Source organism: Nocardiopsis sp. CNR-923 (assembly GCF_001942255.1).
GTDB lineage: Bacteria > Actinomycetota > Actinomycetes > Streptosporangiales > Streptosporangiaceae > Nocardiopsis.
The window spans coordinates 1-18,547 of sequence record NZ_MKKC01000055.1 but is presented as its reverse complement, the minus strand read 5'-3'; the positions used below and the strand labels follow the sequence as shown (position 1 = coordinate 18,547).

Below are 18,547 nucleotides of genomic sequence, written 5' to 3'. Positions count from 1 at the left end.
TCCTTCGTCGGGTGGGGTGCGGGGTCCGGGACGCGTCACCGGGCGCCGCGGGGTCGTCGGGGTGGCCGACGCGGCCCTCAGACCAGGCCGGCCTCGGTGAACGCGGTCAGGGACGGCGCGATGGTGGCGGTCACGCCCGCGTCCACGGCGCTCAGGGTCTTGAGCCCGTCACCGGTGTTGAGCACGACCGTCTCGGCCTTCGGGTCGAGCCTGCCCTCGCGCACGAGCTTGCGCAGGACGCCGGTGGTGACGCCGCCCGCGGTCTCGGCGAAGATGCCCTCGGTGCGGGCGAGGAGGTTGATCGAGTCGACCACCTCGGCGTCGCTCACGTGCTCCACGGAGCCCCCGGTGCGCCTGGCGATGTCGAGGACGTAGGGCCCGTCGGCTGGGTTGCCGATGGCCAGCGACTTGGCGATGGTGTCGGGCTTGACCGGCTGGATGACGTCGTGACCGGCCTCCCACGCCTGGGCGACCGGTGAGCAGCCGGTGGCCTGTGCGCCGAAGATCCTGTACGGGCGGTCCTGGACCAGGCCGAGCTTGACCAGCTCCTGGAAGCCCTTGTCGATCTTGGTGAGCTGGGAGCCGGAGGCGATCGGGACGACGATCTGCTCGGGCAGCCGCCAGCCGAGCTGCTCGGCGATCTCGTAGGCCAGCGTCTTGGAGCCCTCACCGTAGTAGGGGCGCAGGTTGACGTTGACGAAGCCCCAGCCCTCTCCGGCCGGGTCGCCGATGAGCTCGGAGCAGAAACGGTTGACGTCGTCGTAGTTGCCGTCGATGGCCACGACCCTGCCGCCGTAGACGGCCGCCATGACCACCTTGCCCTCCTCCAGGCCCGCGGGGATGAACACGCAGGACTCGAAACCGGCGCGGGCGGCGGCCGCGCCCACGGCGCCGGCGAGGTTGCCGGTGGAGGAGCAGGAAAGGGTGGTGAAGCCGAACGTGCGGGCGGCCTCGACGGCGATCGCGACCACGCGGTCCTTGAAGGAGTGGGTGGGGTTGCCGGAGTCGTCCTTGACGTGGAGGGAGTCGAGGCCGAGTTCGGCGGCGAGGCGGTCGGCGCGGACCAGCGGAGTCAGGCCGGGGTTCATGTTGGGGAGTTCGGCGACGTCGGCCGGCACCGGGAGGAGGGAGCGGTAGCGCCAGATGTTGCCCGGACCGCTCTCGATGTCGGCGCGGGTGACGGTCCCGAAGTCGTAGGCGACCTCAAGGGGGCCGAAGCAGAACTCGCACGCGAAGCGGGGGGTGAGTTCGTAGCGCTGGCCGCACTCGCGACAGGACAGCGCGGTCGCGGGGCCGAAGGAGCGGACGGAGGTGGGTTCGGTGGCGGCAATCGCCATGGCGAGGCGTCTCCCCTCATCTTTCCTGGTGGCCACCTTGACCCCAGGCCGGAGTTGGCACCTGCCCCAGCAGCCTCGCGAGGAGCGCGAGTATCGCATGCTGAGATGGTTGCCGGGGCTTCGTAGGGCCGGTCCCTCCACCCCTCTGGATGAGCAATATGAAATTGTGCGCCGACCCTGTCGGATCCGCACCGTCACTGTAACGGACACGTCGACCGGCTTTCCACACCGGGTGACCCGGAACACACGAACCCGCTCGTATGGTGAGACGCCCTGGTCGGCGGCCCAGCCCGGAGCCGCCGCGTCTGGCCGGTGTGACGTTCGCAGGCGTTGGCCGGGCACGGGTTTGGGGACCCGGTCCACAGGCGAGACATTAGGGAACGCCCCGCCCCGCACCCACACCCCGCGCACGGGCGGCGGATCCGATCCGCTCCACCGAGAGGACGAGTACGTGGACAAGGCGCAGATCCTCATCGCCTCCAACCGGGGACCCGTGTCCTTCGCGACCGCCGACGACGGCTCCTTGGCGTTCCGCAGGGGCGGCGGCGGACTCGTGTCGGGGATGATCTCGGTCGCCTCGGAGATCGACGGCCTCTGGGTGTGCGCCGCCCTGTCCGCCGCCGACCGGCGCGCCGCCGCCGAGGCCCCCGGGGCCCGCCTGGACCGGTCCCACGATCTGGACGGCATGCGCGTCCACATGCTGGACATCCCCGAGGACACGTTCGCGGGAGCCTACACCGGCATCGCCAACTCGACGCTGTGGTTCACGCAGCACATGCTGTACGACACCCCCAACAAGCCCTCCTTCGGCTCCGGTTTCCGCCGGCGCTGGGAGGACTACGCCGCCTACAACAACGCGTTCGCCGAGGCCCTGGTGGCGGGAGCGGCCGACAACGCGCGCGTGGCCGTGCAGGACTACCACCTGGCGCTGGTGCCGCGCATCCTGCGCGCCCGCCGCCCCGACCTGCGGATCGCGCACTTCTCGCACACGCCCTGGGCGCCGCCGGAGTACTTCCGGACGCTGCCCGACCAGGTCGCCCGCGACCTGCTGGAGGGCATGCTCGGCGCGACCACCTCGGGTTCCTCAGCCCGCGCTGGGCCGACGCCTTCCTGCGGTGCTGCGCGGAGATCCTGCGCGCCGACGTGGACACGGCCAACCGCACGGTCGGGCACGGCGGCCGGGTGGTCGACGTGGGCGTGCACGCGTTGGGCGCGACGAGGAGGGGCTGCGCGAGAGCGCGGCTGACCCCGCGGTCGCGGCTCGCCGGGAGACTTTGGAGGAGGTCGTCGGCGACACGCGGCTCATCGTGCGGGTGGACCGCACGGAGCTGTCCAAGAACATCGTGCGCGGGCTGGAGGCGTACCGAGAACTGCTCACCGCGCACCCGGAGTGGCGCGGGCGCGTCACCCACCTGGCGTTCGCCTACCCGAGCCGGGGCGACGTGCCCGAGTACCGGGAGTACACCGACGCGGTCCTGCGCGTGGCCAAGGAGATCAACGAGGAGTTCGGCACTGCCGAGTGGGCGCCACTGGTGTTGGAGGTCAACGACGACTACCCGCGGTCGCTGGCGTCCTTCCAGCTGGCCGACGTGCTGCTGGTCAACCCGATCCGCGACGGCATGAACCTGGTCGCCAAGGAGGGACCGGTGCTGTCGGAGCGCGACTCGGTGCTGGTGCTGTCGCGTGAGGCGGGCGCGGCCGACGAGCTGGGGAAGCACGCGCTGACGGTCAACCCGTACGACACGGTGGAGACGGCGGAGGCGCTGCACCGGGCGCTGTCGATGGGGCCGGACGAGCGCCGGAGGCGGCGTGAGCGGCTGCGGGAGGCGGCCGTGGCGCTGCCGCCGCGCCGGTGGTTCCAGGAGCAGCTGCGGGCTCTGGGCTGAGGCCGCGGTCAGGGCACGACCGGCGTGCGGCTGGAGCGCGGAGCGGGGCCGTCGACCGGGGTCAGGCGCCCGGGGACGTGTCCGTGCTGGGGCGCGCCCGCCGCGGGGCGGGGAGCGCCCCGGTCGCGGTGTCGCCGTCGGCGGACCGCGGCCGTGCGAGGAGCCGCGCGGCGTGTCGGGGGCCGGCGGGGCGCAGGGCTCAGGGCGCGTGGGGTTCGGCCCGTTCGCCCCTTCCGTGCAGGTCGGCGCGCGGGGCTCCGGCCGCGGCGAGGATCTCCTCGATGACCTCGGACTTGGCGTCCGCGTAGTCCTGGACGCGGTCCCAGGTCCGTTCGGCCAGTTCGCGCTTGTGCGCCTCGTAGCGCGTGCGGCGCCCGCGTCGGTCGCGAGGCGGTCGCGGAACGTGCGCATCCGCTCGGCCTCGACGCAGCCCTGGGAGAAGACGTGCAGGTTGAGGTTGACGTCGGGGCCCTTCAGGACCCGGTGCTCGTACCAGTGGGGTTCGCGGGTGACGAGGCCGTAGCCCGCCGCCTCCAGGTCGGGGAGGTAGGCGGATTCGTCCGAGGAGTCGGCGACGACGAGCAGGAGGTCGACACAGGGTTTGGCGGCCAGGCCCGGCACGGCGGTCGAGCCGACGTGCTCGAAGAGCAGGACGCGGTCGCCGAGCGCCGCGCGACCCGCTCGGACTCACGTCTGAACAGGTAGGGCCACTTGGGATCGTACTGGGACAGGTGCACACGCCCGCTGGCGAGATTGCGGTGATCGGGACGGATCCCGGCTACCGATGCGCCTCGCGAGGGCAACGGTGACGCTTCGAGGGGTGACATTCCACAAAGCCTTGTCCCCTGCGGGGTCCACGTCAAGACGGCCAGGCGTGCTTACATATGCACGCGACCAGAAGCACACCCACCGTGCTCGACCTGGAACGACGGGCGATCACGGGGAGGTCGGCGGGGCCGGGGGCGTCGCACGCGGCGTGAGCGGCGTGAGCGGCGCCGCGTGTGTCGGCCGGCTCCGGTCGGCTCGGCGGGCGGCCGGCTACCTCCCGCGCGGCTTGCGGCGCCGCCCGCCCCTGCGCCCGGGCCGGGCGGGTTCCTCGGCCCGCTCCGCGCCCCTCTCGGCGGCGATCGTCTCCTCCTCCTGCTGGCGTTCCTCGCGCACGCCGTAGGGGTCCGCGGTGGAGCGGCGCACCCACACCACGGCCAGCAGGACGCCCAGGACCAGCACGGCGCCGACGCTGACGAACCACGCCCAGACCGGCACGCGCGGGCCCTCGTCGGCGCGGTCGAGCAGGTCCTGGTCGATCAGCGGGTTCTCCTCGGCGACCCCCGCCGCCAAGCCGTTGGCCGTGGGCACGTGGAGGGTGGGCAGTCCGTTCGGCCCCTCCTGGGAGCCGTCGACCAGGACCTGGCGGAGCCGGTCACCGTCCAGCTGCGGGTACTCCGAGCTCAGCAGCGCGGCGGCTCCGGCGACCATGGCCGCCGCGTAGCGCGCCCCGGTCACCTGGGCCTCCCCGCCATCGGGCGCGCTGGCGGAGAGGTCCGCGCCGGGCGCGGTGAGCTCGATCGCGTCGGGGGCGGGCGAGCCGGGAATCAGGGCGCCGTCGGCGTCGACGCCGGCGACGGAGAGCACGTTGGGGTCGTCGCCCCCGGCCGGACCCACGACCAGCACCCCGGCCTCGGTCGCCGCCTCGGTCGCGGCGCCCAGCCCGTCGACGTCCGCGCCGTTCGCACCGTTCCCGTCTGTCGCCGTGGCCCCGTTCTGCGCGGGAGGCTCAGCGATGACGGAGACATCGGGCAACAGGACGATCTGGACGCCCTCGTCGACCGCGCGGCGGACGGCGTCGGGCAGGGCGTCGTCGGTGGGCAGGACGAGCAGACGGGCCTCGGGCGCCACACCGAGGACGCCGCCCTCGGCGTCGCGTCCGTGTCCGTGGCTCGCGACCAGGGCCGCCAGGGCGGTTCCCTCGTCGAAGTCCCCGTCGTTGGCGCCGAACTCGGTGTCGACACTGACGTTGTCGACGAGGTCGGGGTGGTCCTCGGGCACGGTGACACCCGGAAGCGCCACGGTGGTGCTCAGTCCCTGCGTGAGCGCCCACACCTCCGGCGCTCCGATGGAGACCAGTCCCCACTGTTCGGGGCGTAGGTCGGGCAGGCCGTCGGCCGCCGCCGGGGCCGACACCAGCGCGAGCACGGCGACGGCCGCGCAGACCACCCCGGTTCCGAAGCGACGCTTGCGTGTCCTGTTACGGTTGTTACCCCCGAGCACGACAGGCTCCCTCGAACGTTGCGGTCGGCGTTCCACGGCCCTCCCCCGGCCCACCGCGATTCTGTCACGAGCACAGGATTCAGACTCGGACAAGTGGCCTCACGGTGAGGAAACGCAACTGTATCCCCGATGCCACTCCTCACTTCCGCGCTCCTCATCCGGCATGTCGAGTCGCTAGCATGAGTCGCGCCGATCAGGACCATCCAATTTCCCGTCCAGGGGGTGTCCCATGCCGAATACCGGTCCGACCGGGGACGGTCAGTCGGCCCTCGCCGAACGCGAACAGCGCATCCTCGCCTTCGAACGCCAGTGGTGGAAGTTCGAGGGCTCCAAGGAACAGGCGATCCGTGACGAGTTCGGGTTCTCCGCCACCCGCTACTACCAACTGCTCAACGGGCTGGTGGAACGACCCGAGGCACTCGCCTTCGACCCCATGACCGTCAAACGCCTGCGCCGGCTCCGTGCCGACCGCCGACGCCAACGCAACGCACGTCTCCTCGGCATCCAGCTCTGACCCCGCTCACGCCCTTCGGTCACCCCGGCACACCCTCCGCCGCGGGTGACCGCCTCCCCACTCCGCTGACGACCCCGGGCGTGTCGCCGGGCTACCCCCGGACGCACCGCCCTCGAAGCGGGCCTCCGCGCGCCGAAGGCGTCCCTGGCGGGTCGCCGGAGCCGCGGGCCTCCCCGTGCGGGAGCGCCCGGAGCCGGAGGCCCCGTCGAGGGCGCCGCCGGGCAACGGGCGCCCGCCGGATAGCCTGACGGCGCGGACGGTCCGCCCACCGCGACCCGAAAGGCACCCGCATGTCCCTGCCCCGACCGAGCACGGACGCCGGACGCGCCGCGCTCGCCGCCCTCCTCGCCGAGCCCGCCGGGGCCCTGGCCGCCTTCGACTTCGACGGCACCCTCGCCCCGATCGTCGACGACCCGCGCGCCTGCGCCCCCTTCCCCGGGATCGTTGACCGGCTGGCGACCTCGCCGGTCGGATCGGCTCCGTCGCCGTGGTGACGGGACGGCCCGCCGCCACCGCCGTCCGCTTGGGAGGGCTCGACCGGGTGCCCGGCATCACCGTCCTGGGCCACTACGGTGCCGAGCGCTGGACGGACGGCCGCGTGCTGTCCGAGGACCCGCCGCCGGGGGTGGCGCTGGTGCGGCGCGAACTCCCCGGCCTGCTCGACCGCGTCGGCGCGCCCGAGGGAACGTGGATCGAGGACAAGGACCGCTCCCTGGCCGTCCACACCCGCCGCACCGCCGACCCCGACGGCGCGCTCGCGCTCCTGGCCCGGCCGTTGGCGGCCCTGGCCGAGCGGGCGGAGCTGCGGGTGGAGCCGGGGCGGATGGTGATCGAACTCCGCCCACGGGGTGTGGACAAGGGTGCGGCGCTGACCGGCCTCGCCCGGTCGGCGCGGGCGCGCACGGTGCTCTACGCGGGTGACGACCTGGGCGACCTGCCCGCCTTCGAGGCTGTGGCCGACCTGCGCGCGCACGGCGTCGCAGGGCTGACCGTGTGCTCGTCCTCCGACGAGGTCACGGCCGTGGCCGACGCCGCGGACCTCGTGGTCCCCGGCCCCTCCGGACTGTGCGGCCTGCTCACCGACCTCACGGCGTCGATCCGTGCGCCTGGGGCGTGAGCGCCGCCCGCGCCGCCGCCCGCAGCTCGCCCAGCCCCGTCCGGTCACGCCCGAAGTGCACGGCGTTGGTGAGCACACCGACGTAGCGCCCACTGGCCGGGTGCATGAACAGGCTGGTCCCGGTGTAGCCGTTGTGGTAGACGACGCCCTCCGGGGTGACCAGCCACCCCAGCCCCCGCCAACGGCGCTGCCCCGCGTCCACGTGCGGCTGCCAACTCTCGCGCACGTACGACGACGGGACGGGGCCGCCGCTGCCCTCCGCGAGCCGCAGCGTCTCGCGGGCGAACGCGCCCAGGTCGATCGCGGTCGTGAACGCCCCGGCGTGCCCGGCCACCCCGCCCATGAGGGCCGCCGCCTCGTCGTGCACGACGCCCCAGGTCGGAGCGGCCCCGGTGAGGCGCCCTTCGGTCGGCGCCACGGAGGGCGAACGGGGGAGCGGACCGAAAGCCGTGGACCGCATCCCCAGCTCGTCCCACAGGTCACCCGCCAGAACGTCCAGGCGTACGCCGTAACGGCGTTCCAGGAGCAGCCCGAGCAGGACGAAGCCGCGGTCGATGTAGTGGTGGCGCCCGCGGTCCTCCAGCGGGTCGGCCAGGATCGCCTCCGCCAGGTCCTGGTCGGTGCCGACGTAGCGTTCCAACCAGGTCACGGGGTTGAGACCGCTCGTGTGCGTGAGGATCTCACGGGTGGTCACGACCCCGCCGGGAAGGTCGTCGGCGGGAAGGTATTCGGACATCGGCGCGTCGAGGTCGAGTACCCCCTCGGCCACCGCCTGGCCCACCAGCGGCCAGGTGGCCATGACCTTCGTCAGGCTCGCGACGTCGTAGGACACGTCCGGCGCGGTCTCGGTCTCGCCGTCGATCCGCCCGACGGCCACGAACTCCCACATCCCCCCGGTCCCGATGACCGCGGACCCCCCCGGCAGCCACCCGGCGTCCACCATCACCTTCAGGACTCCGCGGATCCGCCCTCCGGTCTCCGTGAGCCAGTCACCGTCACGCACGACACGCCTCCCCCGTGGTGGTCACACACTCGGCGGATACCCCGTCACCAGCGCGTTCTCACACCGGACTCCGGTGACGCGCGGTACGAAACCCCCATGGGCAACGCCCGTAATGCCCCCAGGCCAGAGCACGAAGTAAGGTGTTGCCACGAGCTCGGAGGAGGACGATGAGCAGCCATACCCCCGTACCCGCCGGATTCCGTGGCGTCGCAGGCAACATAGGTATCAAGGACCCCAAGGACGACTTCTTCACCGTGGTCTCCGAGGTCCCCGCGCACGTGTCGGCCGTGTTCACCAGGTCCCGGTTCGCCGGATCGAGCGTGGTGATCAGCCGCCAGGCGGCGGCCGACGGCCGCGCGCGCGGCGTCACGGTCATCGCCCGCAACGCCAACGTGGCCACGATGACCGGCGAGGCCAACGCCCGCGAGGTGCGCGAGCGCGTGCGCGCGCGGCGGGAGTGGAGCCCGACGACCTCCTGATCGCCTCCACCGGAGTGATCGGGCAGCCGTATCCGATGGACAGGATCCGGTCGTACCTGGACACGCTGCCCGCGGAGTTTCCCCCCGCCGACCTGGACCGGGCGGCGGCGGCGATGATGACCACCGACACCCGCCCCAAGACCGCCTCGGCCCGTATCGGCGCGGCCACGCTGACCGGCATCGCCAAGGGCGTCGGCATGATCCAGCCGAACATGTCGACCATGCTGGCCTGGTTCTTCACCGACACCGACATCGACCAGTCGGTGCTGGACGCGGTGTTTCGCCGCGTCGTGGACCGCACGTTCAACGCCCTGAGCATCGACACGGACACCTCCACCAGCGACTCGGCGGCGATCCTCGCCAACGGGCTCGCCGGTCCGGTGGACGTCGCCGAGTTCGAGAAGGCCCTGCACGGGGTGGCCCTCGACCTCGTGCGGATGATCGCCTCCGACGGCGAGGGCGCCAGCAAGCTCATCGAGGTGCGCGTCACCGGCGCACGCGACGCCGACCAGGCCAAGCGGATCGGCAAGGCGGTCGTGAACTCGCCGCTCGTGAAGACGGCGGTGCACGGCGCCGACCCCAACTGGGGACGGGTGGCGATGGCGGTCGGCAAGTGCGAGGACGAGGCCGACGTCGAGCCCGACCGCGTGCGGATTTGCTTCGGCGACGTGGAGACGTTCCCGACCGAGGCCACCGACGAGGTCCTGGCGCGCGCCGCCGAGCAGATGAAGGGCGACGAGGTGGTGATCTCCGTGGACCTGGGGATCGCGGACGGGGTCTTCACCGTGTACGGCTGCGACCTGACCGAGGGCTACATCCGGATCAACGCCGACTACACGACCTGACCTGACGCGATCGGTAGCCCTCCCCTCCGGGCGGCTCCCGCCCGGGAGCTGAGCCACCGTGCTGGACGCCCACCGCATCGACGACGAGGCCGCCTTCGCCGACGTCGCCGAACGTCACCGCCACGAACTGCGCGTGCACTGCTACCGCATGACGGGTTCCTTCACCGAGGCCGAGGACATGGTGCAGGAGGCGCTGCTCCGCGCCTGGCGCAACCGCGCCACCTTCGAGGGACGGTCCACCTTCCGGGCCTGGCTGTACAGGATCGCGACCAACGTGTGCCTGGACGCGCTGAGCCGACGGCGCCCGAACCCGGACGGCGCGACGCCGCACGGCTCGCCCTTCCGCGAGGTCACCTGGCTCCAGCCCTACCCCGACGAGCTGCTGGACCGGGCCGGCTCCGAGGAGGAGGGGCCGGAGGCACGGGCGATCTCCCGCGAGACCGTCGAACTCGCCTTCCTGGCCACCCTCCAGCACCTGCCTCCGCGACAGCGCGCCGTGCTCATCCTGCGCGACGTCGTCGGCTGGCCGGCCGAGCAGACCGCGGGCGCGCTGGAGATGACCGTCCCCTCGGTCAAGAGCGCGCTGCAACGGGCCCGTGCCACCCTCAGACGGGTCCTGCCGCCGCGCCGGTCGGACTGGAGCCCGGCCACGGCGCCCACCGAGAACGAGCGACGCGTCCTGCGCCGGTTCGTGGAGGCGTCGCAGAACGCCGACCTGGACGCGCTGGCCGACCTGCTGCGCCAGGACGCGCGGCAGACCATGCCTCCGGCCTCGCTCGTCTACGACGGGCGCGCGGCGATCCTCGACCTGTGGCGTCCGGTGCTCACCGGGGACCGCGCCTGGGGCGCGTGGATCTCGGTGCCGTTGGCCGCCAACCGCCAACCGGGCGTCGCCAACTACACACGCGCCCCAGGTGAACGGGAGTTCACGGCGGTCAACGTCGACGTGCTGCGGATCGAGGACGGCCTGGTCGCGGAGATCACCACGTTCGGTCCGCAGATCCTGCCCGCCTTCGGCCTGCCGCCGACCCGCGAGCGGTGACCCGAGAATTCCTCGTCCGGGACCGATTCCTTTTCCCGGGACCCGCGGTCATACGGGTGACAGCACGGCGGCACCACGCCGCCGCGCCCAGACCCCAGGAGAGGCGACAGCCATGACCGAGTACACGACGGCCGCGACCCCCGACCCCGCCCTGAACGCTCTGGACCGCCTGGTGGGCACCTGGCGGGTCAGCGGCGGCGCCGAGGGCACCGTCACGTTCCGCTGGATGCCGGGCCGACGCTTCCTCGTCCAGGACATCAGCCTGGCCCAGCACGGCGCCGACATCATCGGGATGGAGGTCATCGGGCGCGAGAAGCCGTTCGGCGCCGAGGAGCCGAGCGCCGACGTCAGATCGCGCTTCTACGACAACCAGGGGAACACCTTCGACTACGTCTACGAGCTGGAGGGCGACACACTCACCATCTGGGCCGGAGAGAAGGGGTCCCCCGCGTTCTACCGCGGCGCGTTCAGCGCGGACGGCGACACCGTGAGCGGCCCGTGGACCTACCCGGGCGGGGGCGGTTACGAGTCCACCATGACCCGGATCGGCTGAGGACGGTCCGGCGCCGGGCCCGTGCCGGGACCGTTACCCCGTCGCGGGGCCCGGCCCGTGCGAGGCGAGGGGCCCGCCGGAGCGCGAACGTCGTGTCGCGCGCCCGGTGGGCCCCTCGGCCGGTCTCTACACGTGGACGGCCGGCGCCCCTCCGGCGGGCTCGCCCTCACCGATCGCGTCGCCGGTCGGCCGGCCGGGCCGCATGAACAGCGCCAACACGGCCGACGCCAGCATCAGCGCGGCGGCGATCCCGAACGCCAGGTGCATCCCGTCCATGAACGCCAGGTGGCTGGCCTCGGTGACCGCGCGCACGGTCTGCGCCGACGCCCCCTCGGGCGCCACGGCGCCGCCCTGCGCCACGGCGCTCTGCATACTCGTCAGCTCGGCCTCGGCCGGTTCGGCCAGCCCGCCCGCGGCGAAGTGGCCGGGCAGGGTCGCCATGATGCTCAACGACATCACCGCGCCCAGCACCGCCGTGCCCAGCGAACCGCCCAGCTGCATGGCGGCCTGCTGCACCGCCGAGGCCACCCCCGCGAAGCGCAGCGGCGCGTTGCCGATGATCGCGGCCGTCGCGCCGGTCATGACCAGGCTCAACCCCATGCCCACCAGGACGAACGCGACCGAGATGTAGGGGACCCCCGTCCCACCGTCCAGTCTGGACAGCATGAACATCCCGGTTCCGGCCATCAGCAGGCCGACCGTCGTCGGCGGGCGCGATCCCATCCGGTCCAGCACCCGTCCGGCGATCGGCGAGGTCAGGCCCATGGTGGCCGTCATCGGCAGCAGCTGGAGCCCGGTCTCGGCCGGGGACATGCCGCGCACGCCCTGGAGATAGAAGGCCACGAAGAACAGCCCGCCCATGAGGCTGATCGCCATGCACGCGGTGAGCACCGTGCCGATGGCGATCGATGGGTGGGCGAAGAGCCCCAGGGGGATGAGCGGGTCCCGGGGCCTGCGCTCCCACAGGACGAAGGCCGCGCCCACCACGAGGGCGACGGCGAGCGATCCCAGGGTGACCGGGGAGGCCCATCCCGCGGTCGGCGCCTCCACCAGGCCCCACACCAGCGCGAACATCGCCACGCTGAGCAGCGCGATGCCGGGGACGTCCATGCGGGCGCCGGGGTCGGTGGGCTGGTTCGGGCCCAGCAGCCACAGCGCCAGGGCGACGGACACCACGCCCACCGGCAGATTGATGAAGAACACCGCCTGCCAGCCGAGGACGCCGACCAGGATCCCGCCGACGATGGGGCCGCCCGCGGTCGCGGCGCCGATGAGGCTGCCGAAGACGCCGAACGCCCGGCCGAGCTGGTCCGGCGGGAAGGTGGCGCGCAGCAGGCCCATGGTGGCGGGCAGCAGCAGGGCTCCGAAGATCCCCTGGAGCATGCGGAAGGCGATGAGCATGACCATGCCCGCCGACAGTCCGATCGCCACCGAGGAGAGCACGAACCCGACCACGCCCACCAGGTAGGCGCGGCGGTAGCCGAAGCGGTCGCCGAGCTTGCCCGCGGTGATGAGGAAGACCGCCAGGCCCAGCAGATACCCGTGGGTCACCCACTGGAGTTCGGCCAGGGACGCCCCCAGGCTCTGGCCGATGGCGGGGTTGGCGACGGCCACGATCGTGCCGTCCAGGGCCACCATCATCACGCCGAACGCGATGGCGACCAGTGTCGACCACGGACTCCGCCGTAGTCGTGCCGCCCCCGACGTGGGCGGAGCGTCCCCGATTGTCATATCTTCCCCCAGAATCTAGATCAACCGTGAGAGAGTCTGGCAGCGGCTGACAGTTTGCATCAAGTGCTTTTTGTGTGTGACTGACGTAACATCGTCCGCGCGGAACGTCACGGGAAGGAGGAACGGAAGAGACACCGACCACGGGAGGCGCCATGACCGAAACCCGCACGTCCGGGGAGCAGGGGCTACGCGAACGCAAGAAGGCACGGCTGCGGGAGAGCCTGGTCGAGTCGGGACTCCGGCTGTTCCTCGAACAGGGGTACCACGGGACCACGACAGAGGAGATCGCCGCCAGCGTCGGCGTCTCCCAGCGAACCTTCTTCCGGTACTTCGCCACCAAGGAGGACCTCATCCTGGCGGCGGTGGCCGGAATCGACGAGCGCTTCCTGGCGTCCCTGCGCGCCCGGCCCGCCCACGAGCCCCCGCTGACCGCGCTGCGCGAGGCCACCCGTGACCACTGGAGCCGCCTCGACCCGCGGTCGCACCGCTCCCTGAGCGGCGCCGCCACCGTCCTGCGGGACAACCCCGAGGTGGTCGACGCGGTCATGAGCCACTGCCGAAGCCACCAGGAGCGGATCGCGGCGGTCATCGCCGAGCACACCGGCGTCCACCGCGCGAGCGACCCGCGCCCAGACGTCCTCACCGCGGTGTTCGTCGCCGTGATCGGCACGGCCCACGAGGCCTGGGGCGCGTCCGGCTCCACCGACACCGACGACCTGCTCGCCGCCGTCCTGGACCGGCTCGACCTGGTGCCCGGGACCGTCGCCGGGGACTGGGGGGCAAGGGGAGCCTGACCCGCCCCGGGCGGGCCGGAGGTCCGCCACCGCTGCCCCGCGGACGCCCGCCCACAGGGCAGTGGCCGACTACCAGAGCGCGGTCCGCGGGTTCGCGGCCGCCCGCGCCGCCTGCCTGGCCCGCTCAGCGCCGGGCTCGGCCAGGGCGGCCTCCGCCAGACGCACACAGTCCGACCGCGTGTGGCGGGCCAGCGCGTGGCGGACGGCCGGCAGCGCGGGCCCCGACATGGACAGGCTGCTCGCACCCGCCCCCACCAGCACCAACGCGAGCAGCGGGTCGGCGGCGGCCTCACCGCACACGCCCACCGGACGGCCCAGTCGCTCCCCCGACCGCCCCACGGACGCCACCAACGACAGCAGCGCGGGCTGCCACGGGTCGAGCAGCTCCGGCAGGGAGCCGAGCGTACGGTCGGCGGCCATCGTGTACTGGGCGAGGTCGTTGGTGCCGATCGACACGAAGTCGACGTGCGGCAGCAGCCGGTCGGCCAGCAGCGCGGCGCCGGGGACCTCGACCATCACGCCCACCTCGCCGATGCCCGCCGCGCGGGCCAGCGCGGCGAAGTCCGCCGCCTCGGCGGGGGTGGACACCATGGGCGCCATCACCCGGGTGCGCGTACCCGTCGCGCGGACGGCACGGGAGATCGCGGTCAGCTGGTCGGTCAGCAGACCGGGCTGGTCGCGCGCGGTCCGGTAACCGCGCACGCCCAGGGCGGGGTTGTCCTCGGGGCCGGTCCGCACGAACGGCAACGGCTTGTCGGACCCGGCGTCCAGGGTGCGGACGGTGACCACGCGGCCGGAGAAGGCGTCGAGCAGCCGCGTGTAGACGGCGGTCTGCTCGTCGACCGTCGGCGGCTCGGCCCGGTCCAGGAACAGGAACTCGGTCCGCAGCAGCCCCACGCCCTCGCCGTCGAGCGCCGCCGCCTCGCCGGGGTCGCCCTCGCCCACGTTGAGCAGCAGCGCGACGGGGAACCCGTCGCGGGTACGGCCCGGCCCCGTCGACTCGGCGAGCAGGGATCGGCGGTGCTCCGCCCGGTGGCGGATCCGCTCGACCAGGTCCGCGCCGGGATCGACGTCGACCGTCCCCGCGTCCCCGTCGACGGCCACGGCCGTCCCGTCCCGCAGACCGTCCGCGCCCGCGCACCCGACGACCGCCGGGATGCCGAGCGAGCGGGCCAGGATCACGGTGTGGCTGGTGGGACCGCCCCGCCGGGTGACGATCGCCAGGACGCGGTCCGCGTCGAGCTGGACGGTGTCGGCGGGCGCGAGGTCGTCGGCGACCAGGACGTGGTCGTGCCCCGGGTCGGGCAGGCCCGGCATCGGCTCGTCGAGCAGGACCGCGACGGCACGGTCGCGGACGTCGGCGAGGTCGGCGGCGCGTTCGGCCAGGTAGCCCCCGGCCGCGAGCAGCAGCTCCTGGTAGGCGCCGACCGCGGAGTGCACCGCCCGGGCCGCGGCCTGGCCCGCCTCCGTCCGCTCCCCGATCCGGCGGGCCAGCTCGGGGTCGCGGGCCATGAGCGCCTGGGCGGTGAGCACCGCGGCCCCGTCACCGGTCAGTCCGGCGGCACGGGCGTCGAGCCACCGGGCCACGCTCTCCAGCGCGGCGCGCGCCCGGTCCGCCTCGGCCGCGGGGTCCTCGGCCGCGGGGGCGCGCTCCGGCGGCGTCGGCGGGGCCGCCATACGCGCCACGGGGCCGACGGCCGCTCCGGGGCTGGCGGGGACACCCGCCAGGCGGGACGCGCCCGGGGGCGCCGTCCCTCCCGCGGCGGTCCCCGGGCGGGCCACCGCCCACGGGGTCGGTGTGTCTGGGCACGGGTGGCCGGTCTTCGGCATCATCGCTCCTGGATCGGTTCGTCGATCGGTCTCGGCTCACCCCGGCCCCGGATCGCGCCCGACGGGGCGTGTGCGAACGCCTCGTGCACAGCCAACCGCGAGCGGCGTCGGAACGCCAGAGGATCACCTTCTGGCGTTCTTCCGCGCACATGTGGGATCACCGGTGTTTCAGTGTGGTTTTCAGTGCGTTTAGCTGCGTTGTCCCGAACACACAAGAGGCGCCTGCTGCACATATCCCACAACCACAACAAGGAGGAGGACTTGCCGCCGTCATCGCCCCTGACGCCGTCATCGTGGAGGCGACCTGGAGCGACGCACGACGCCAGGGCCCGTTCACCCGCCGGCCACACCCCGCCCCGGCCCGTGGCCTCCGGGTGGCACTCTTGACATACGCAACCAAACACACATAATCAAAGGTATATCCACAAGCCGCACGAGGCCGGGCACGGACACCGGAGGGAGACATGATCCTGACCCTCACGCCGAACCCGAGCGTGGACCACACCCTGGAAGTGGACGGCCTCGTCCGCGGCGAGGTCCTGCGGGTGAGCGCCACCCACGCGCAACCCGGGGGCAAGGGCGTGAATGTCGCGCGTGCGCTGCTCGAAGCGGGCGTCTCCGCCCGGGCGGTTTTCCCCGTCGGCGGAGGCGGCGGCGCCGAGCTCACCGCCCTCCTCGACGATCTCCCCCGCGTCACCGTGCCCATCGCGGGCGAGACGCGCGCCAACATCGCCGTCACCGAGGCCGACGGCACCACCACCAAGTTCAACGCTCCCGGCCCGGTCCTGTCGACCGGCGAGACCGACGCCCTCCTCGACACCCTGGAACAGGAACTGGCCCAGGAGCCGGACTGGATCGTGGCCTGCGGCAGCCTCCCCTCCGGCGTTCCCACCGACCTGTACGTCCGCGTCGCCGAACTGGCCTCCTCCTACGGGGTCCCGCTCGCCCTGGACACCTCCGGAGAGCCGCTCGCGAAGGCGGCGCACGCGGGCAGGGTGACCCTGCTCAAGCCCAACCTGGCGGAACTGGCCGAGCTGACCGGCCGCGACCTGCCCACCGTCGGAGCGGTCGTCCGGGCCGCCCGCGAGGTCCTCTCCTGGGGGAACGAGACGGCCCTCGTGACTCTGGGCGGCCATGGGGCCATACTCGTGGACGCCGAGCGCGCCTGGTGGGCGCGCGGTCCCCGGGTACGCACCCGCAGCACGGTGGGTGCGGGCGACTGCGCTCTGGCGGGCTACCTCAGCGAGAACGGCCCGCCCGACGAGGGGCTGGGCCGCGCCGTGGCCTGGGGGACGGCCGCCGTCTCCCTCCCCGGCACGGGCATCCCGACACCCGACGTCGTGGCCGCGCACGAGGCCACGGTCGTGGCCGATCCCGAACAGCGTCGGCGGATCGACGAACTGTGACCCGCCGCCCCTCGACCAGAGAAGGACTGACATGCCCCAGCGCACCGTGACCGTCGGCTCCCACCTCGGACTGCACGCCCGGCCCGCGGCCCTCTTCGTGCGGGCCGTCAACGAGACGGGCCTGCCCGTCACCATCACGCGCGACGGCCAGGACCCCGTGGACGCGCGCAGCGTCCTGGCGGTCATGGCCATGGGCGCGGGCCACAACGAGTCCGTCACCCTGTCCTGCGACGCCGACGACGGCGCCGAGGCCGCCCTCGACACGTTGGCGGAGCTGCTGGCCTCCGACATGGACACCGCGCCCACCGAGGCCTGACCGCGCGACGGGGTCCGCGCCGTCGCGCATGTGCGTCCACGCCATGAGCTCCTCGCCGTACTTCTCGTCGGGGACCCCGATGACCTGCGCGTCCAGAATGTCGGGGTGGGTGTGCAGGAGCTCCTCGATCTCGCGCGGGTCGACGTTCTCACCGCCGCGGATCACCATGTCCTCGATCCGACCGGTGATGCTGACGTAGCCCTGGCCGTCCATGACCGCGAGGTCGCCGGTGCGCATCCAGCGGCCCGCGTCGATCGCCTCGGCCGTCCGCCCCGGCATGTCCCAGTATCCGAGCATGACCGAGTAGCCCCGGGTGCACGGCCGCCTACGGGCCTCTGCGGGTCACCAACCTCTGACCACAGCCCCGTCTTCCCAGGTGGGAGGCGGGGCGGCATTCGTGTGTTCGCGATGTCTCGATATCGAGGCAAATAGGATTTTTAGGTAGAAGCCTCAACGAACCGGTTCCTGTCTGTCAGAATGCGACCCTGACCCCAGCAGATGACAGGGGCGCTCATGGACCACGACTCCCCCAAGGACCACCACAGAACCGAAACTGAGCGGCTCGAAGCAGACGCCGCGTGGCTTGAGGACGCGCTCCAACTACTGTCGGCCGAGGGCTCCGCGACCGCCTTCGAGGCGCTCCAGGTGTCCTACGGCATCCGGTTCCTCACCGTCACCCACCCGAACGCGGAACCCTCCGCGGCGCTGCGAGCATGGCGGGCGGTGTGCTCACTCTTATCCGCGCGCGAGCACCTGGTGGTGCGCGCGTTGGCACCGGACCAGGACATTTTCCTGATCCCGCCGCCGAAGGCGGACGAGTTGGTGAGCCTCCTGGCGTGTATCGCGCGGGCGGTCTCAGCAGGCGAGTGGGAGATCGTTGAGGGGTACCGGCCTCTTCCTGCTGACGAGGCCTAGCCGCTGGCACTCCGTCGCCCCACTCTCCCTTGCGCGGGAGAGTGGGGTTTTCGTCGTGTTCAGGATCACCGCACCTCGGCGAGCCACACGCCGTCGATCTCCCCGATGCCCTCGATCTCGTTTGTGAGGTGGGTGACGACCGCGGCCCGGATCTTGTCAGTCAGGCACAGCGATCGGAGCGCCTGGTACCGGTCGACGTGCTCGGCGGTCCGCCAGATGTGCACGGTGATGATGTGGTGCTGGACGTGCTCCTCGGCCTCCGTGGTGTCCGCCATGGTGAATCCCCCCGTAGGCGAGGCGTAACTCTCAGTGCTTGGTGTGGGGGCGAGGGTGGGGCCACCAGCCTGGACTCCGGCAGCCCCACGGCCCGGACCCCTATTCGGGCTCAGCCGTCCCCCGCACCCCACGTGCGGGGGTCATGTCCCTTGGAGTGGTGTAACTTCACAACCGCACTAACCCCCGGGATGTGACCCGGGACCGATCTCGCTGGGGCCCCTCTGCCGCCCTGGTC

Annotated in this window: 13 protein-coding genes, 5 pseudogenes and 1 riboswitch; of the genes and pseudogenes, 10 read left to right on the top strand and 8 right to left on the bottom strand. The window is 72.7% G+C overall.

Translation table 11 applies throughout. The annotated features are described in order from the left end of the window. Positions 1-77: 77 nt before the first annotated feature. Positions 78-1,337: a threonine synthase gene (gene thrC / locus BJF83_RS03300; RefSeq protein ID WP_075925123.1), complete on the bottom strand. Its 1,260-nt coding sequence runs from the start codon at positions 1,335-1,337 to the stop codon at positions 78-80. 13 nt (positions 1,338-1,350) lie between these two features. Further along, positions 1,351-1,493, bottom strand: a riboswitch (SAM riboswitch). Positions 1,494-1,788: 295 nt separating this feature from the next. Here thrC and BJF83_RS03295 point away from each other — a divergent pair. Then, positions 1,789-3,223 (top strand): annotated as a pseudogene (locus BJF83_RS03295) (trehalose-6-phosphate synthase). Positions 3,224-3,422: 199 nt separating this feature from the next. Here the strand turns inward: BJF83_RS03295 and BJF83_RS03290 are convergent. Further along, positions 3,423-4,050, bottom strand: a pseudogene (locus tag BJF83_RS03290) (GrpB family protein). 211 nt (positions 4,051-4,261) lie between these two features. After that, positions 4,262-5,491, bottom strand: coding sequence for a S8 family serine peptidase (locus BJF83_RS03285; protein WP_075925122.1), 1,230 nt, complete (start codon positions 5,489-5,491; stop codon positions 4,262-4,264). A 229-nt stretch (positions 5,492-5,720) separates the two neighbouring features. On the opposite strand from BJF83_RS03285, the gene BJF83_RS03280 reads away from it, so the two are divergent. Continuing rightward, positions 5,721-6,005 (top strand): DUF3263 domain-containing protein, encoded by a 285-nt coding sequence (locus BJF83_RS03280; protein WP_075925121.1) that lies wholly within the window; start codon positions 5,721-5,723, stop codon positions 6,003-6,005. 290 nt (positions 6,006-6,295) lie between these two features. Beyond that, positions 6,296-7,122, top strand: a pseudogene (gene otsB, locus BJF83_RS03275) (trehalose-phosphatase). Here the strand turns inward: otsB and BJF83_RS03270 are convergent. Beyond that, positions 7,091-8,125 carry a serine hydrolase gene (locus BJF83_RS03270; protein ID WP_075925120.1) on the bottom strand — a complete coding sequence of 345 codons (1,035 nt, stop codon included), beginning with the start codon at positions 8,123-8,125 and terminating at the stop codon, positions 7,091-7,093. The pseudogene otsB and the gene BJF83_RS03270 overlap by 32 nt on opposite strands. 167 nt (positions 8,126-8,292) lie before the next feature. Here BJF83_RS03270 and argJ point away from each other — a divergent pair. The 3 genes and pseudogenes from argJ to BJF83_RS03255 all read left to right on the top strand — a co-directional run bounded on the left by argJ (position 8,293) and on the right by BJF83_RS03255 (position 11,044). Beyond that, positions 8,293-9,449 (top strand): annotated as a pseudogene (gene argJ / locus BJF83_RS03265) (bifunctional glutamate N-acetyltransferase/amino-acid acetyltransferase ArgJ). A gap of 58 nt (positions 9,450-9,507) precedes the next feature. After that, positions 9,508-10,491, top strand: coding sequence for an RNA polymerase subunit sigma-70 (locus BJF83_RS03260; RefSeq protein WP_075925119.1), 984 nt, complete (start codon positions 9,508-9,510; stop codon positions 10,489-10,491). Between the two features lie 112 nt (positions 10,492-10,603). Then, positions 10,604-11,044 (top strand): hypothetical protein, encoded by a 441-nt coding sequence (locus BJF83_RS03255; protein ID WP_075925118.1) that lies wholly within the window; start codon positions 10,604-10,606, stop codon positions 11,042-11,044. A gap of 126 nt (positions 11,045-11,170) precedes the next feature. On the opposite strand, the gene BJF83_RS03250 is transcribed toward BJF83_RS03255, so the two are convergent. Continuing rightward, positions 11,171-12,775, bottom strand: a complete 1,605-nt coding sequence (locus BJF83_RS03250; protein ID WP_075925117.1) for a DHA2 family efflux MFS transporter permease subunit — start codon at positions 12,773-12,775, stop codon at positions 11,171-11,173. A 152-nt stretch (positions 12,776-12,927) separates the two neighbouring features. On the opposite strand from BJF83_RS03250, the gene BJF83_RS03245 reads away from it, so the two are divergent. Continuing rightward, complete coding sequence (locus BJF83_RS03245) at positions 12,928-13,569, top strand: TetR/AcrR family transcriptional regulator (RefSeq protein WP_075925116.1); 642 nt, start codon at positions 12,928-12,930, stop codon at positions 13,567-13,569. Positions 13,570-13,638: 69 nt separating this feature from the next. Here BJF83_RS03245 and ptsP read toward each other — a convergent pair whose 3' ends face one another. Then, positions 13,639-15,402 carry a phosphoenolpyruvate--protein phosphotransferase gene (gene ptsP / locus BJF83_RS03240; protein ID WP_262391276.1) on the bottom strand — a complete coding sequence of 588 codons (1,764 nt, stop codon included), beginning with the start codon at positions 15,400-15,402 and terminating at the stop codon, positions 13,639-13,641. 461 nt (positions 15,403-15,863) lie between these two features. Between ptsP and pfkB the strand changes: the two genes are divergently transcribed. After that, positions 15,864-16,805 carry a 1-phosphofructokinase gene (gene pfkB, locus BJF83_RS03235; RefSeq protein WP_075925115.1) on the top strand — a complete coding sequence of 314 codons (942 nt, stop codon included), beginning with the start codon at positions 15,864-15,866 and terminating at the stop codon, positions 16,803-16,805. A 31-nt stretch (positions 16,806-16,836) separates the two neighbouring features. Further along, positions 16,837-17,121 (top strand): HPr family phosphocarrier protein, encoded by a 285-nt coding sequence (locus tag BJF83_RS03230; RefSeq protein ID WP_075925114.1) that lies wholly within the window; start codon positions 16,837-16,839, stop codon positions 17,119-17,121. Here BJF83_RS03230 and BJF83_RS03225 read toward each other — a convergent pair. Next, positions 17,113-17,439 (bottom strand): annotated as a pseudogene (locus tag BJF83_RS03225) (AMP-binding protein); the annotation flags it as partial. The gene BJF83_RS03230 and the pseudogene BJF83_RS03225 overlap by 9 nt on opposite strands. Positions 17,440-17,619: 180 nt before the next feature. On the opposite strand from BJF83_RS03225, the gene BJF83_RS03220 reads away from it, so the two are divergent. Beyond that, positions 17,620-18,036, top strand: a complete 417-nt coding sequence (locus BJF83_RS03220; RefSeq protein ID WP_158070329.1) for a hypothetical protein — start codon at positions 17,620-17,622, stop codon at positions 18,034-18,036. Positions 18,037-18,101: 65 nt separating this feature from the next. Here BJF83_RS03220 and BJF83_RS03215 read toward each other — a convergent pair whose 3' ends face one another. Further along, complete coding sequence (locus tag BJF83_RS03215; protein ID WP_075925112.1) at positions 18,102-18,311, bottom strand: hypothetical protein; 210 nt, start codon at positions 18,309-18,311, stop codon at positions 18,102-18,104. Between the last annotated feature and the right edge of the window lie 236 nt (positions 18,312-18,547).

Excerpts from the sequence above, each read along its gene's own strand:
- thrC (WP_075925123.1), bottom strand. The coding sequence starts at position 1,337 with ATGGCGATTGCCGCCACCGAACCCACCTCCGTCCGCTCCTTCGGCCCC.
- BJF83_RS03280 (WP_075925121.1), top strand. The coding sequence starts at position 5,721 with ATGCCGAATACCGGTCCGACCGGGGACGGTCAGTCGGCCCTCGCCGAA.
- BJF83_RS03255 (WP_075925118.1), top strand. The coding sequence starts at position 10,604 with ATGACCGAGTACACGACGGCCGCGACCCCCGACCCCGCCCTGAACGCT.
- BJF83_RS03250 (WP_075925117.1), bottom strand. The coding sequence starts at position 12,775 with ATGACAATCGGGGACGCTCCGCCCACGTCGGGGGCGGCACGACTACGG.
- BJF83_RS03245 (WP_075925116.1), top strand. The coding sequence starts at position 12,928 with ATGACCGAAACCCGCACGTCCGGGGAGCAGGGGCTACGCGAACGCAAG.
- ptsP (WP_262391276.1), bottom strand. The coding sequence starts at position 15,402 with ATGATGCCGAAGACCGGCCACCCGTGCCCAGACACACCGACCCCGTGG.
- pfkB (WP_075925115.1), top strand. The coding sequence starts at position 15,864 with ATGATCCTGACCCTCACGCCGAACCCGAGCGTGGACCACACCCTGGAA.
- BJF83_RS03230 (WP_075925114.1), top strand. The coding sequence starts at position 16,837 with ATGCCCCAGCGCACCGTGACCGTCGGCTCCCACCTCGGACTGCACGCC.
- BJF83_RS03220 (WP_158070329.1), top strand. The coding sequence starts at position 17,620 with ATGACAGGGGCGCTCATGGACCACGACTCCCCCAAGGACCACCACAGA.
- BJF83_RS03215 (WP_075925112.1), bottom strand. The coding sequence starts at position 18,311 with ATGGCGGACACCACGGAGGCCGAGGAGCACGTCCAGCACCACATCATC.